Annotated in this window: 14 protein-coding genes, 3 tRNA genes and 1 pseudogene; 8 read left to right on the forward strand and 10 right to left on the reverse strand. The window is 71.2% G+C overall.

Features of this window, described 5'->3' with window-relative positions:
- Positions 1-1,417: right-handed parallel beta-helix repeat-containing protein (locus AB0C69_RS23495; RefSeq protein WP_360356907.1), on the reverse strand; the 1,417-nt coding region annotated here is incomplete at its 3' end.
- Between the two features lie 640 nt (positions 1,418-2,057).
- On the opposite strand from AB0C69_RS23495, the gene AB0C69_RS23500 reads away from it, so the two are divergent.
- Complete coding sequence (locus AB0C69_RS23500) at positions 2,058-2,747, forward strand: hypothetical protein (RefSeq protein WP_360356910.1); 690 nt, start codon at positions 2,058-2,060, stop codon at positions 2,745-2,747.
- 54 nt (positions 2,748-2,801) lie between these two features.
- Here AB0C69_RS23500 and AB0C69_RS23505 read toward each other — a convergent pair whose 3' ends face one another.
- The 9 genes and pseudogenes from AB0C69_RS23505 to AB0C69_RS23545 form a co-directional block, all read right to left on the reverse strand.
- Positions 2,802-3,587, reverse strand: a complete 786-nt coding sequence (locus AB0C69_RS23505; RefSeq protein WP_360356913.1) for a MerR family transcriptional regulator — start codon at positions 3,585-3,587, stop codon at positions 2,802-2,804.
- Between the two features lie 12 nt (positions 3,588-3,599).
- Entirely contained in the window at positions 3,600-4,463 is an 864-nt protein-coding gene (locus AB0C69_RS23510) for an alpha/beta hydrolase (protein WP_360356916.1), read from the reverse strand.
- A gap of 60 nt (positions 4,464-4,523) precedes the next feature.
- Positions 4,524-5,054, reverse strand: coding sequence for an isoprenylcysteine carboxyl methyltransferase family protein (locus AB0C69_RS23515; protein ID WP_345172567.1), 531 nt, complete (start codon positions 5,052-5,054; stop codon positions 4,524-4,526).
- 4 nt (positions 5,055-5,058) lie between these two features.
- Positions 5,059-6,120, reverse strand: coding sequence for a 3-oxoacyl-[acyl-carrier-protein] synthase III C-terminal domain-containing protein (locus AB0C69_RS23520; protein ID WP_360356920.1), 1,062 nt, complete (start codon positions 6,118-6,120; stop codon positions 5,059-5,061).
- Positions 6,121-6,223: 103 nt separating this feature from the next.
- Entirely contained in the window at positions 6,224-6,415 is a 192-nt protein-coding gene (locus AB0C69_RS23525; RefSeq protein WP_360356933.1) for a hypothetical protein, read from the reverse strand.
- 211 nt (positions 6,416-6,626) lie between these two features.
- Positions 6,627-6,842, reverse strand: a pseudogene (locus AB0C69_RS23530) (helix-turn-helix domain-containing protein); the annotation flags it as partial.
- A gap of 615 nt (positions 6,843-7,457) precedes the next feature.
- Positions 7,458-7,529 (reverse strand) — tRNA-Val (locus AB0C69_RS23535).
- A 31-nt stretch (positions 7,530-7,560) separates the two neighbouring features.
- A tRNA-Cys gene (locus tag AB0C69_RS23540) sits at positions 7,561-7,631 on the reverse strand.
- 40 nt (positions 7,632-7,671) lie between these two features.
- A tRNA-Gly gene (locus AB0C69_RS23545) sits at positions 7,672-7,743 on the reverse strand.
- Positions 7,744-7,870: 127 nt separating this feature from the next.
- On the opposite strand from AB0C69_RS23545, the gene AB0C69_RS23550 reads away from it, so the two are divergent.
- From AB0C69_RS23550 to AB0C69_RS23580, 7 genes are all read left to right on the forward strand, one after another.
- The gene (locus AB0C69_RS23550) at positions 7,871-8,575 is read left to right on the forward strand and encodes a helix-turn-helix domain-containing protein (protein ID WP_345180631.1); all 705 of its coding nucleotides are present in this window, start codon (positions 7,871-7,873) and stop codon (positions 8,573-8,575) included.
- Entirely contained in the window at positions 8,572-9,588 is a 1,017-nt protein-coding gene (locus AB0C69_RS23555; protein ID WP_360356923.1) for a chorismate-binding protein, read from the forward strand. The genes AB0C69_RS23550 and AB0C69_RS23555 overlap by 4 nt, the downstream gene beginning before the upstream one ends.
- Positions 9,539-10,375, forward strand: coding sequence for an aminodeoxychorismate lyase (locus AB0C69_RS23560; protein WP_345180635.1), 837 nt, complete (start codon positions 9,539-9,541; stop codon positions 10,373-10,375). The genes AB0C69_RS23555 and AB0C69_RS23560 overlap by 50 nt, the downstream gene beginning before the upstream one ends.
- An 80-nt stretch (positions 10,376-10,455) precedes the next feature.
- Positions 10,456-11,880, forward strand: a complete 1,425-nt coding sequence (locus AB0C69_RS23565; RefSeq protein ID WP_360356925.1) for an extracellular solute-binding protein — start codon at positions 10,456-10,458, stop codon at positions 11,878-11,880.
- Complete coding sequence (locus tag AB0C69_RS23570) at positions 11,852-12,835, forward strand: sugar ABC transporter permease (protein ID WP_360356927.1); 984 nt, start codon at positions 11,852-11,854, stop codon at positions 12,833-12,835. The genes AB0C69_RS23565 and AB0C69_RS23570 overlap by 29 nt, the downstream gene beginning before the upstream one ends.
- Positions 12,832-13,659, forward strand: a complete 828-nt coding sequence (locus AB0C69_RS23575) for a carbohydrate ABC transporter permease (RefSeq protein ID WP_360356929.1) — start codon at positions 12,832-12,834, stop codon at positions 13,657-13,659. The genes AB0C69_RS23570 and AB0C69_RS23575 overlap by 4 nt, the downstream gene beginning before the upstream one ends.
- Positions 13,659-14,093 (forward strand): ABC transporter ATP-binding protein (locus AB0C69_RS23580; RefSeq protein ID WP_360356931.1); only part of this gene is annotated, 435 nt, incomplete at its 3' end. The genes AB0C69_RS23575 and AB0C69_RS23580, both read left to right, overlap by 1 nt.

Raw genomic sequence — 14,093 nt, forward strand, 5'->3', positions numbered from 1 at the left:
GCCGCTGCTCGGCCACCTTCTGAAGATTGGTCACCTTCCGGATCTCACGCTTCACCCCCGCGAGACCCACCATCGCCTCCAACCGGCCCAGCAGCGCGTCCGCCGACCCGTCGACCGGTTCCTTCGGCACGGGCGGCGCGGTCTCGGGTGCGGCCGGCGCCTGGTTCCCGGGCTTGGCCGGCGCGTCCTCGACCGGCTCGGCCGGCGCGCGCTTCTTGGCCTGCGCGGCGGCCAGATCGAAGTCGAACAGATCCGGCCTGCCGTTGCCGACGCTCGTCAGATCTTCGACATGCACGGTCGTCCCCAGGCAGGTGAGGATGCCCCGGCCGATGTTGTCCGCCAAGGTGCAGCCGCGGATGGCGAGCGTGCCCCCCGGTTCGACGCTCACGCCGCCGAGCTTGCTGCCGGTGACCGTAGTCCCCTCCATCCGGACGCTCGCGCCCCCGTCTATCTCGACGCCGACCCGCCCCGAGTCGGTGACCCGTCCCCGGACGATCGTGACGTTCGAGTCCCGGGCGAGGAACATGGCGTTGCCGGGCGTGTCGGCGACCTCGCAGTCCTCCAGGAGGGCGGTGCCCTTCTCGATGACCACGCCCGCCCGGTGCGGCGCCTCCGTCCTGACCCGCCGAGCGGTCAGCGAGCCGCCGGTCGCCACCCAGATCCCGTCGGTTCCCGCGCCCGTGACCAGGCAGTCGTCCGCGGTGAGACCGCCCTTGTCGACCACGGCGACGGCCGTCTTGCCGGTGCCGCGGATCTCGCAGTCGCGGAGCACGACCTCCGCGCGCTCCTCGATCCGGAGCGCCGAGCTGGCCGGGTCGCTGATCGTGCACCGCTCGAGCACCGGCTTGGACCCCTCGGTCGCCCAGACGGCGTGCCCGCCCGCCTCGCTGATCTGGCACGACCGCAGGGTCACCGTGCTGCCGCTGCGGACCGCCACCGCGTTGCCGCCCGTCCCGGTGACCGAGGTGGCCTCCATGAGCCCGGACGAGGCGCTGTACACGACCGCGCCCTCCTGCACCTCGCAGTTGCGCAGGGTGAGGTTGGCGCCCCTCGACGCCCGCACGGCGAGCCGGCCCCGGGTCATGAACTCGCACCGCTCCGCCACGATGGTGCCCCGGGCGACCTCCAGCGCGAGGCCCTCGTCGCTCCAGTTGCGGACGATGAGCCCCTGCAGCGTCACCTTTCCGCTGACCTCGACCGTGCCGACGGTGCGGCCGTCGAGCGTCACCGAGCCCAGCCCCTCGACGGCCGTCATCACGAAGTCGCTCTTACTGTGGAACCCCGTGTTCGGGTACGAACCCGGCTCGATCAAGATGTGCCGTCCGGGCGGCGCGTTCGCCGGGAGCGGCGCCTTCAGCGCCTCCAGTACCGTTCGAAACGCCCCGGGGGAGGTCAGGGACACGATCAGACGATGCAACGAGACTCCTCACGAATCACCGTAATGGTGGCATGAGCAGACCCGTTCTCGCTTCGGTTGACCTTCTCGCAGTGCGGAGTCCGTTCTGGCAGGAGATCTTCGGGACCTCAGGCCGCCTCGGACGCGGGCGCACCCCACCCGGACACCGGGTGTTCTCCCGATCTTCCGCGGGCCCCGGAAGGCGACCCGCGTGCGGCATGTGCGGGGACGCCCGGCGTCAGGCGCCTTCCCCTGCCCTTCCCTGGCCGCCACAGACAGAACACCTTATATAGCTTTCTTGGCGGCTAGAGGGCTTTGCATCCTGACATGCACTGCATGGCGCTTTCAGGCCAAAAGACATGATTTCTGCTGTCGACGACCGACAGTTTCTCGCGCGCGGGCCGCAGCCTCCGCGATGCAGCGCAAGACGCCGAGCGCGCCGTCAAGGACCCCCTGACCTGCGACTCTGCCGGTCGCCGGGAGCACTGATGCCAGTTTCGCGGAATTTGCTGCAACTCCCATTTTGGTATGGCAGCATTCCTCCGTCCGCCAGGCGACCGACGGCTGAAAAGGAGAGATGGGGATGGAGCCGCCTCACGTTCCCCTCGGCTCGGGGGGCCCTCAACGGCCGACCCCCGCGCACCCGCCGCAGTACCGGGCAATGGCCGCATTCGATATCTGTGACTTCAGCAGCGGAGCCCCGCGCCTGATGCTGCACAAGCGCTACACCATGTACCAGGTGATCCAGGAGGCCGCCGGTGCCGCCGAGTTGAGCTGGACGGACTGTGAACGCGAGGACCGCGGCGACGGGTTCTTCCTCCTGGCGCCCCCCGGCTACAGCGTCCACAGTCTGATTATCTCTCTGGCCCCCGAGATCAGCACACGGCTGCGCCAGATCAACAAGGGGCTGCCCGCGAAGCAGCAGCTGCGCCTGCGCATGGCGGTCCACGACGGAGAGCTCACTCACGATGATCACGGTGTGGTCAGTCCCGACCTGAACCTTCTGTTCCGGCTGCTCAACGCGCCCGCCCTCCGAGCGCGTTTCGAGCAGGGCGACTTCGCCCTGATCGTGTCCGACGACGTCTACGAGCGTGTGATCGAGTGGGACATCGCGATGATCGAACGTAGGGACTTCACGCCGCTTCCGGTCGAGCTGACCAACCCTGGGCGGCCCGGGCCGAACGGTAAGGACGAGAAACCGGTCCACGTCGCCTACGCGTCGCTGCCGCCCCAGCCGGATCCCGGGCCCATCGATCGGTCGGCGCATCACGAGGGGCCGGACGTCCATGCCCAACTCGAACAGCTGGTGCAGCGGATGCAGGACCTCCTGGACGATGACCCGCCAAGCTGATCGAAGGAGTCGCGGTGAAGACGGCCGGCGCCGCCGGTGCGTTCGCGAGCCGGGTCATCGCCGGTCATCGGTGAGGGGGATGCGCTCCAGCTTGGTCCAGCCGGTCCAGCCTCTCCGCCTCAGCAGCTCGATCAGGCGGCGGGCCTGCGGCACGGTGTCGAACACCCGTACGTCCATCAGCTCGACCAGCGGGGGATCGAGGTCGGTGTCGTCGACGTAGTCCTCGCCCTGTTCGTCGGCCATCTGCGTGATGTAGTCGGCCAGCTCGTCGGTCGCCTCGACCAGCCGCGGGTCGTCGCCGCTCTGGTCGAGGGCCTGGCCGAGCGAGCGGTAGAAGGCGACGAGCCGCGGGTCGTCGATCTGCCGGCGCTTGCGCGCCGTCCACTCCGCGACGCGCTCGGGCGAGTGCGCGGCCAGCAGGATCCAGCCGTCGCGCTCGACCCGGACGATCCGCTCGTCGATGCCGAGCGCCCGCAGCCGGTCGAGATACTCGACCACCTCCGGCGGTAGCGCCAGGTGGTCTCCCGAGGCCAGCCGGGCGATCTGCGCGCGGTGGAGCCGTCGCTGCCGGATCTCGGCGCACAACCGACTGTCGATGTCCGCGACCGCCGCGGCGAACTCTTCCTCGTCGGCCCGCAGGAGCTGCCGCACCCGTGCCAGCGGGACCCCCGCCTGGGCGAGCGTCCGTATCCTGATCAGCTCGATCACGGCGCCCGCGTCGTACCGGCGGTACCCGGAGCGGTCCCGCTCCGGCTCCGGCAGCAGTCCCTTGGCGTGGTAGTGCCGCACCGTGCGCACCGTCACTCCGGCGTAGGACGCCAGTTCGCCGATGGTCAGCATCCGACCAGTCTCCTACGGGACGGGCGTCGAGCCGGCCCGGCCGGGCGTGCTCCGGATGATGCGGGCTATCTCCGGGGCATGGGTGAAGACCAGTCGGTGGTCGGCTTCGAGCCAGAGGGCGGGGATGTGCGGCTGCTCGCGAACGAGCCGGTCGATTCCGGCACGCCAGTTCCGGTTGAGCCGGGGCGCATGCTCTCCCCCGCCCTCACCGGCCATCGAGCTCGACATGATCATGCGGACCGGCCGGTCGATCTTCCGGTAGCGGTCGAGGATCCCGGACCGGACCGCGTCGATCTCGACGTTCAGGTCGAGGATGTCCTGGCCGGTGAGCAGCACCTGGCGCGCGGTGCCCCGTGCGGCCTCCTGCCGAGCCGCCATGTCCTCCCACATCGCGCGGAGTTCCGGCAGGAGGGCCTCGGTGACGAAGGGTTCGGGCACCGGGTTCGCCCCGTCGACGAGGACGAGCTCGGCCACGGCGCCGGGATGCTCGGAGGCGAAGTGCACGGCCAGGTCAGCGCCCATCGAGTAGCCCACGAGCACGGGGGCCTCGTCCAGGCCGAGGCGGTCCGGCTCCGCCATCACGGCGTCCAGATCGCTCAGGAACGCCTCGAAGGAGTACCGGTCGGCGGCCGAAGCGAGGCCGTGGCCTCGCAGGTCGAAGGTCACCACGTCGTGGTCGCGCCGCAGCAGCCCGGCCAGCTCGTGCAGGTCGGCCTGCGTCGAGTTCAGCCCGGGGCACAGGACGAGCGGCCGTCCCCTGCCGCCACGGGACACCGGGATCGTGATGCCCCCGTGCCGGATCGTGAATTTCCGCGTCGTCCTGCCGCCGGGTTCAGCCCATTCGCCGTGGTCCGGCGCACTGGTCGTCCTGTTCATGGCGACCATGCTGGGAGGTTGACCCTGCGTCAGGGTCAACCGCCGCGGTGGTGTGGGACGTCACGGGGGTGCGGGGCTGGTGTCGGCGGCTTGTTGGAGGGCGGCGTTCTCGGTTCTGATGCGGGTTCTCAGGAGGCCCAGGTTCACGACGGTGAACAGCAGGGCGGTGAGCCAGCAGGTGTGCACCAGCGGCAGGGCGACGCCCTCGGCGACGACCGCGACGTAGTTGGGGTGGCGCAGCCGGCGGTAGGGGCCCTCCGCCACCAGCGGCAGGTCCGGAACGATGATCACCCGGGTGTTCCACCGGACGCCGAGCGTGGCGATGCACCACCAGCGCAGCCCCTGGGCCAGGACGGCGAGGCCCAGCATCGGCCAGCCCAGCGCCGGGATGAAGGGACGGTCGAGGAACCGCGCCTCCAGCAGCGCGCCGCCGAGCAGGCCGACGTGGGCGGCGACGATCGCCGGGTAGTGCCCGCGTCCGTACTCGACGCCGCCCCTCCTCCGGGCCCAGGCCTGGTTGCGGCGGGCCACGACCAGCTCGGCGAGCCGCTCGGCCCCGACGAGCGCGACGAGCAGCGTGAAGCCGGTCACGGGTTCACCAGCGCAGCAGGAGCAGTTCGGCGGAGAACCCTGGCCCGAGCGCCATCAGCAGCCCGGGTTCGCCCTCGGGCGGGCGGCGGCGCTCGATCGTCTCCTGCAGCACGTTGAGCACCGAGACCGAGGACAGGTTGCCGAACTCCCGCAGGGAGTCCCATGTCAGGTCGAGTTCGCCGTGGACGAGGGAGAAGGCCTCGGCGATCGTCTCGATCACCTTCGGCCCGCCGGGGTGGCAGACCCAGGAGGTCACCTCGCCGGGCGACAGACCGTGCTCGCCGAGGAAGGCGGCGACGTCGCCCGCCAGCGTCGCCTCCACGTGGTCCACCAGGTCGGCGGCGAGGACGATCCGGAAGCCGTGCTCGCCGACGTCCCATCCCATGAGCCTCCCGGTGCCGGGGTAGAGCTTGCTGCGGGTCGCGACGACGCGCGGCCCCCAGCGGCTCGGCCCCCCGGCACCGGTGCTCCGGTCGCCTCCGACCGCCACGACGGCCGCGGCGCCGTCCCCGAACAGTCCGCTGGCCACCAGGTTGGCCAGCGACTCGTCGTCGCGCTGCGCCGTCAGCGAGCACAGCTCGACGCAGACCAGCGCCGCCACCTGGTCGGGCCACGCGCGGAGGTAGTCGTGCAGCCGCGACAGTCCCGCGGCGCCGGCCGCGCACCCCAGACCGAAGATCGGTACCCGCTTGATGTCGTCCCGCAGGCCCAGACGCTGGGCCAGGGTCGCGTCCAGCGAGGGGGTGGCGACTCCGGTCGAGGAGCAGAAGACCAGATGGTCGACCTCCGACGCCTCGACACCGGACGCCTCCAGCGCCCCCCGGACGGCTCTTTCCCCGAGGGACAGCGCGGCGTCGACATAGGCGCCGTTCGCGGTGGTGAACCCGTCGAGGTTCGCGTACTTCTCGATCGGCAGGGCCAGGTACCGGCCCGTCACCCGGGTGGCGGCGTGGAAACGCTCCACCACCCGCCGGTCGGCCCCGGTCGCCCCGACGACGGCCTCGGTGATGTCTCGCTGCTCGTAGTGATGGTCCGGCAGGACGGTCTGCACACCCGCTACACGCACGGCTCCCCCTAAGCCTCCCCTGCCGCCTCCTTACCCATCAGCGCGGCTTGTACCGGCGGACGGGGATCGGCGCAGCGGTCACCGCGGTCCGCGGGCTGATCACTCACGCGCCGGGCAGCACGTTCAGACGCTGCAGCAACTCGCGCGCGACCGTGGCGCGCTTGGCCGCGTCGCCGTCCTTGACGATGTCGATGTTCAGCGCGAACGTGGTCACGCGCCCGCCGCGGTCGACCCATCCGACCCACCAGCCGGTGCCGGGGTTGGGGGCGTTCTGCCAGCCCGACTTGGCGTACAGGGTGTACCCGTCCTTCTCCTCCTGCTTCGTCGGTCAGGGCGCGCCACACCTGCTCGGCGCTCGCGCGGATGTAGGTGACATAGACATAGGTCGGGACGGTCGTCGGTTCGCCGGTCATGGCGTACTCCTCTGCCTGGGCCTTGATGGCGCTGAGCACTTGCAGGCGGGGCCTGTCGAACTCGGAGATCCAGCGCTCCTCGATCTCGTGGATCGGCGCCGGGTTGAGGTAGTGGACCCGCTCGCGCCCCCGCCTGACGACGGTCACGAGCCCGGCCCCCACCAGGATGTCGAGATGCTGCGTCGCCGACTGCCGCGCCATGTCCAGCCGCTCGCACAGCTCACGCAGCGTCTGCCCGTTCTGCTCCCGCAACCGGTCGAGCAGAAGCCGCCGCGTGGGATCGGCCAACGCCTTGAAGACCGAATCCATCCCTCCAGAATCCACGCCCCCATTATGCAGGCAACTACCTGCCTAACGTCAACACACCACCTCACCCCAGGGGAAGACATCACAGCCACAGTGCGTCGCGGCCACCAACAGCGGGGCCTCACCAGGAGCCCCAGCTGAGATCGCGCCTGCGCCGGTGTGGGCAGGCACGCCGGCGCTGCTGGCTGGGCGCAAATCAGCACAGACACGCGCCGCTGATGCCCGCGCGAGCGTCCCAAGAGGACCAGGTCGACGCGTTCTAGGCCGCGCACGTCTCAGACAGGCCGAGGGCGGGGAGAGGAGAAGCCCAGGCAAGGGCCCGCCAAGAGTCGGCCGCAAGTCAGGACACGGCGAGGAAGAGGAGGCCACCCGCAACCGACGCCGAAAGGGGCTGCCCAGGTGACGCAGACAGGAAGAGTGTCAGACACGAGAAGGCCCGGCGAGAAGAGAAGTACCCGAGCCGAACGAAGACCTCAAAGGTACGAACGCAACCCTGGCCCGCACGCAGGGGGCGTGGGGGACGGAGTCCCCCACATCGGGGGTCTGGGGGTCGCCCCCCAGGAAAGCATTGCGGGCCACCGGGAAGGCGCAAAGCGCCGACCACGACGGCCCGACTCGTGGGCGATACTGGGATTGAACCAGTGGCCTCTACCGTGTCAAGGTAGCGCTCTCCCACTGAGCTAATCGCCCGGGTCCGTGTCCTCCGAAGAGGGACGGGTTGAGGTGGAGACGGGATTTGAACCCGTGTACACGGCTTTGCAGGCCGTTGCCTCGCCTCTCGGCCACTCCACCAGAAGGAGACCTTCTGGTCATAGCCTGAAAGGCCCCTCAGAGCGGAAGACGGGATTTGAACCCGCGACCCTCACCTTGGCAAGGTGATGCTCTACCCCTGAGCCACTTCCGCTTGCGCCCTGCGGCGACGGGGAAAACATTAGCGCGTCCGGGGCGGTGACGCGAACCGGTTTGCGGTGCGGGGCGGGGCGGGGATGCTTCGGCGCTGGTCGAAGGGTGGGTCGCCTAGGCTCGGTGGCATGGGCTCGGAACAGGTCGTGGGTGTGGACTTCGCGCCGGTGGCGGCTCTGCTGGCGGACCGGGCGCGGGCCGCGATGCTGACGGCGCTGCTGGACGGGCGTCCGCTCGCGGCGGGGGAGTTGGCGAGGACGGCGGGGGTGAGCGCCCAGACGGCGAGCGCGCACCTGTCGCGTCTGCTGGACGGCGGGTTCGTGACGGTCGTGAAGCAGGGGCGGCACCGCTACTACCGGTTGCGGGGCCGTGACGTGGCCCAGGTGATCGAGGCGCTGTCGCGGATCAGCCCGCCGGTGCGGGTGAACGGCCTGCGGCAGTCGCGGGAGGCGCGGCGCCTGCACGAGGCGCGGACGTGTTACGACCATCTGGCCGGGCTCGCCGGGGTGACGTTGTTCGCGGCGCTGGTGGACGGCGGCCTGATCGAGGCCGCGGACGGCGACGCCTACGAGGTGACGGAGAAGGGCGAGGAGCGTCTCGGTGCGCTGGGCCTGGATCTGGCGGCGCTGCGGGGGGCGCGGCGGCGGTTCGCCTGGCACTGCCTCGACTGGACGGAGCGGCGGCCGCACCTGAACGGGGCGCTGGGGGAGGCGCTGACCAGCCGGATGATCGAGCTGGGCTGGTTCGAGCGGGGCAGGACGCGGCGGGCGCTTGTGGTGACCGAGGCCGGGCTGGCGGGCCTGGCCGATTCGTTCGGGTGCGTGCTCGGGTGAGTTTCGCCTATGCCGGGGGGCTGCTGGCGACCGGGCTCGCGGATGTGACCTCCGACCTCGGGGCGCTGGATTCGCGCGGCTGGTGGGCGGTCGTGGTGACCTATGAGGGGAAGGTCACATGCGCCCGGTTCGAGACGGTCAGGCCCGCGCCGCATCCGGGGGGCCCGTGGACCGGCCCGGGGGAGTGGACGAGTTCGCTGGACGAGGCCGCCTATGTCGCGGGCGTGGAGCGCATCCGCGGCGCGATCGCGGACGGTGTGGTCTACCAGGCGAATCTCTGCCGGGTGCTCTCCGCGGAGTTGCCCGGCGGCGCGGGCATCGCCGGGCTGGGGGCGAGGCTCGCCGAGCGCCATCCCGCGCCGTACGCGATGACGCTGAAGTTGCCCGGTCTGGAGGTGGCGTCGGCTTCGCCGGAGTTGTACCTGCGGCGGGACGGGCGGGTGGTCGAGTCACGTCCGATCAAGGGGACCGGCCGGACGGCGGACGACCTGCTGCCCAAGGACCGCGCCGAGAACGTGATGATCGTCGACCTGGTCCGCAACGACCTCGGGCGGGTGGCGGAGACCGGGTCGGTGAGCGTGCCGGAGCTGTGCGCGCTGGAGGAGCATCCGGGGCTCGTCCACCTGGTGTCGGCCGTCCGGGCGCGGCTGGCGGGGGGAGGCTGGCCGGAGCTGATCGCCGCGACGTTTCCTCCCGGTTCGGTGACGGGCGCCCCGAAGTCGAGCGCGCTGAGGCTGCTGGAAGAGCTCGAACCCGTCCCGCGGGGGCCGTACTGTGGGGCCGTCGGCTGGGTGGACGCGGACTCCCGGCGCGGCGCCCTCGCCGTGGGCATCCGGACGTTCTGGGCGCAGGACGGCCTGCTGCGGTTCGGCACCGGCGCCGGCATCACGTGGGGGTCCGATCCGCTTCGCGAGTGGCGCGAGACCGAGCTGAAGGCGGCTCGGCTATTGGAGGTGGCTTCCGGTGACGGAGCAGGCCAGGATCTGGCTGAACGGGGAACTGCTCGACCCTGAGCGGGCGACGGTGTCGGTCTTCGACCACGGCATGCTCGTCGGGGACGGGATCTTCGAGACCGTGAAGGCGACGAACGGGGAGCCGTTCGCGCTGACCCGGCATCTGCGGCGGCTCGCCCGTTCGGCGGCGGGCCTCGGCCTTCCCGAGCCCGACCACGACGCCCTGGCGCAGGGCACGCTGGAGGTGCTCGCGGCCGCGCCGAAGTGGCCGCTGGCCCGGATCCGCATCACCTACACGAGCGGCCCGGGCCCGCTCGGCTCCGCGCGCGGCGACGAGGGCCCGACCGTGTCGATCATCGCCGGCCCGCAGGACCCGTTCCCGGCGACGGCGGACGTGACGGTCGTGCCGTGGCCGCGCAACGAGCGGGGCGCGCTGTCCGGCCTCAAGACCACCTCCTACGCGGAGAACGCCCTGGCGCTGGCCTACGCCAAGGAGCGCGGCGGCGGCGAGGCGATCTTCGGCAACACCGCAGGGAACCTGTGCGAGGGGACGGGCAGCAACATCTTCGTCGTGCTCGGGGGCCGGCTGATCACGCCGCCGCTGGCGTCCGGCTGCCTGGCCGGGGTGACGCGCGCGCTCACGCTGGAGTGGTGCGGCGGCGAGGAGGAGGACGTCGCGCTGGAGGACCTGTACCGCGCGGACGAGGCGTTCCTGACCTCCACGACCCGCGACGTCCAGCCGATCCGGGCGGTGGACGGGACGGTCCTCCCGGCGGCCCCGGGCCCGATCACGGCGAAGGCCGTGGAGGCGTTCGCGGCGCGGTCCGCCGAGCTGATGGACCCCTGAGCCAGAAAAACGATCTCCGGCTCTTTACGTGATCGAATTCTTCGTTCACGTTATGTGGTGACGCTTGTAGGAGGTCACCCATGGTCTTCTCCAGCAGGGGCTTCTCCAGGAGGCGGATCGGCGCGGCGGCCGCGCTCGCGATGGCGGGCGCGGCGCTCGCCGGGTGCGGCGGCGGGTCCTCGACGGACCCCGACCGGGGCAAGGACGCCAAGAGCTTCTCCCTGACGATCACCCGCAACGCCATCGAGGGCGGCAAGAACACCGAAGAGGCCGTGTGGCTCACCAGAACGGTGATCCCGAAGTTCGTCGCGGCGCAGAAGGCCAAGGGCGTCACCGCGAAGGTGACGTTCCGCGGCCAGGGCGTGGACGACGAGGTGTACAAGACCAAGCTGGCGCTCGACCTGAAGTCGCGCTCCGGCGCCGACATCATGGACATCGACGGCATCTGGGTCGGTGAGTTCGCGCAGGCCGGCTACATCCTGCCGCTCTCGAAGGCGGTCGGCGCCCCCGCCGGCGCCTGGGACGGCTGGTCCCGGATCCCCGGGTCGGTCCAGCGGCTGGCGATGTTCGAGGACGAGCGGTACGGCGTCCCGCCCGGGACCGACGGCCGCCTCATCTTCTTCAACAAGAAGCTGTTCGCGAGGGCCGGGCTGCCCGCCGACTGGCAGCCGAAGAGCTGGCAGGAGATCGTCGCGGCGGGGCGGGCGCTGAAGAAGGTCCCCGGCGTGACCCCGATCCAGCTCGACGCGGGCACCGCGATGGGTGAGGCCACCAGCATGCAGGGGGCGCTCCCGCTGCTGGCCGGGGCGGGCGCCGAGATCTGGGCGGACGGCAGGTGGACGGGCGACGGCCAGGCGCTCAAGCAGGTCCTCGGCCTGTACGCGCAGGTCTACGGCCGCGAGGGCCTCGGCGACCCGAAGCTCCAGCAGGAGGCCAAGGGGCGCGACAAGTCGTTCGAGGAGTTCGCCGCCGGCAAGATCGGGATCCTGTTCGAGGGCGACTACTTCTGGCGGGACGTCCTCAACCCGAAGACCGGCGTGGCGAAGATGGCCGGCCGCGACCAGGACGTCGGCTACGCGCTGATCCCCGCCGTCTCCCAGGGCCGCGGCGTGCGCGGGCAGTCGTTCGTGAGCATGTCGGGCGGCTCGGTGACCGTCCTCAATCCCAACACCCGGTACCCGCAGCAGGCTTTCGAGCTGCTGGCCTTCATGAACTCCCCGGAGATGGTCAAGGCGCGGACGGCCGGCACCCCCGAGATCACGTCCCGGACGGACGTGAACAAGGAGATCCTCGCGGGCGACCCGTTCCTGACGTTCGTGTCGGAGAAGGTGCTGCCCGTCACGTCCTACCGTCCCGGCCTCTCGGCCTACCCGGAGGTGTCGACGGCCTTGCAGGAGGCCACGGCGAGCGTGGTGTCGGGCAAGAGCCCCGACCAGGCCGCCGCCGAGTACGGCAAGAAGCTGGAGGGGATCGTCGGTGGCGCCTCCCACGTCGCCCCGCGCTGACGTCGCGTCCCCGGGCGCGTTCTCCGAGGACGACGCGGCCGGGCTGGGACGGGGACGCGCCGCCGCCTTCGTCGCGCCCGCGCTGGTCCTGGTCGCGGTGTTCCTGGTGTTCCCCGCGCTCTGGACGCTCTACCTGGGCACGACCGACTACCGGCTCACGGGCGTCGCCGCCAGCGAGCCGCGGTTCGTCGGGGCCGGCAACTACCGGACGGTGCTCGGCGACGGCGACTTCCACCGGTCGCTGTGGCTGACGCTCCAGTTCGTCCTGGGGTCGGCGGTGATCGGGCAGACCGTGCTCGGCTTCTCGATCGCGTGGGTGATGCGCGACCGCACGGGCCCGGTCAGGCGGCTGGTCGAGGGCCTGGTGCTGCTGGCCTGGATCCTGCCGTCCTCGGTCATCGCGTTCCTGTGGATCGCGCTGCTCGACCGCGACGGCGGGACCCTCAACGCCGTGCTCGGCACCCCGGGCACGGCGTGGCTGCTCGACCACCCGATGGCGTGCGTCGTCGTGTTCAACGTCTGGCGCGGCACGGCGTTCTCGATGATGCTCTACGGAGCGGCGATCGGGAACGTTCCACCGTCCCATCTGGAGACGGCCCGGCTCGCGGGCGCCTCCACGTGGCAGACGCTCCGCGACGCGGTGCTCCCGCGCATCAGGGGCCACCTGCTGACGAGCCTGCTGCTGGTCAGCCTGTGGACGTTCAACGACTTCACCCCCTTCCTGATCACCGCGGGCGGCCCGGACGGGCGCTCGGAGATCATGTCGGTGTACGTGTACCGGACGGCGCTCGGGGACGGCCGGCTCGGGTTCGGCGCCGCCATCTCGCTGATCATGATCCTGGTCAACCTGGTGATCGCGCTGGTCTACCTGCGGGCGCTGCGCGACCGCGGCCGCGCCCGCGGCGCGGAGGCCGGCGCGGTGAAGGCCGGCGCGGCGGAGGGGGCGGCCGCGTGAACGCCACGGTGCGCGAGCTGCTGCGCCGGATCGGGCTGGCCGTCTTCGTCTCCGCCGTCCTCGGGTTCTTCGCGCTGCCGCTGCTCTGGCTGGCCTTCGCGCCCTTCGACGCGAACCCGGGCATCGCGGCGTCGCTGCCCGAGTTCACCCTGCACAACTTCCGGGTCCTGCTGGACAACCCCTACGCGCTCGCGTCGCTGCGCAACTCGGTGCTGCTGGCCGCCGGGACGGCCGCGCTGGTCGTCACGACCGCGTCCCTGGCCGCCTACGCGCTGAGCCGGGTCCGGGTCCCGGGCCGGGACCTGCTGCTGTACGTCCTGCTCCTGCTGTCGTCGATCATCACCGGGACGGCCGCGATGGTGCCGGTGTTCCTGCTGGCCTTCAACCTGCACCTGATCGACTCGCGGCTCGGCGTGGTCCTGGTGCTGACCGGCGGGCTGCTGCCGGCGGCGATCTTCCTGCTGAAGGACTTCACCGACGCCACGCCCACGTCCTACGAGGAGGCCGCGCGGGTGTTCGGCGCCTCCCCGCTCCAGGTCCTGCGGCACGTGGTCGTCCCGGTCATCCGCCCCGGGCTCGCCACCGTGACGGTCTGGACGGTCGCGCAGGTGTGGGGCGACTTCCTCATGCCGTTCCTGCTCCTGCGGAACCCGGACAAGGCCCCCGCCTCGGTGATCATGTACACGTTCTACACCGAGGGCGGCCAGCCGGACCTGCCGCTGATCTCCACGTTCTCGCTGCTGTACTCCCTGCCGGTCGTGCTCATGTACCTGTTCGTCAGCCGCCGGTACGGGTTCCGCTTCCACGGAGGGATCAAGCGCTGATGGGGTCCATCACGATCCGGCGGCTGACGAAGGTGTACCCGGGCGGTGTGCGGGCCCTGGACGCGCTCGACCTCGACGTCGGCGCGGGCGAGTTCTTCGCGCTGCTCGGCCCGTCCGGCTGCGGGAAGACGACGCTGCTGCGCACGGTCGCCGGCCTGGAGGCGGCCACCGGCGGGACGATCCGCCTCGGCGACGAGGACGTGACGCGGCTCCAGCCGGGGCGGCGCGACGTCGGCATGGTGTTCCAGGACTACGCGCTGTTCCCGCACATGACCGTCGTGGACAACATCGCCTACCCGCTGCGCGTCAGGAAGCAGAGCCGCGCCGTCCGGCACGGGCGGGCGGCCGAGGCCGCCCGCGAGCTCGGCCTCCAGGGGCTGGAGCGGCGGCGCCCCGGGGAGCTGTCCGGCGGCCAGCAGCAGCGGGTCGCGCTG

The sequence above is a fragment of the Actinomadura sp. NPDC048032 genome (assembly GCF_040653175.1).
Lineage (GTDB): Bacteria > Actinomycetota > Actinomycetes > Streptosporangiales > Streptosporangiaceae > Spirillospora > Spirillospora verrucosospora.

What these genes read in the sequence shown, in the direction of transcription:
- AB0C69_RS23500 (WP_360356910.1), top strand. Translation starts at nt 2,058, where the DNA reads ATGGCCGCATTCGATATCTGTGACTTCAGCAGCGGAGCCCCGCGCCTG.
- AB0C69_RS23505 (WP_360356913.1), bottom strand. Translation starts at nt 3,587, where the DNA reads ATGCTGACCATCGGCGAACTGGCGTCCTACGCCGGAGTGACGGTGCGC.
- AB0C69_RS23510 (WP_360356916.1), bottom strand. Translation starts at nt 4,463, where the DNA reads ATGAACAGGACGACCAGTGCGCCGGACCACGGCGAATGGGCTGAACCC.
- AB0C69_RS23550 (WP_345180631.1), top strand. Translation starts at nt 7,871, where the DNA reads ATGGGCTCGGAACAGGTCGTGGGTGTGGACTTCGCGCCGGTGGCGGCT.
- AB0C69_RS23565 (WP_360356925.1), top strand. Translation starts at nt 10,456, where the DNA reads ATGGTCTTCTCCAGCAGGGGCTTCTCCAGGAGGCGGATCGGCGCGGCG.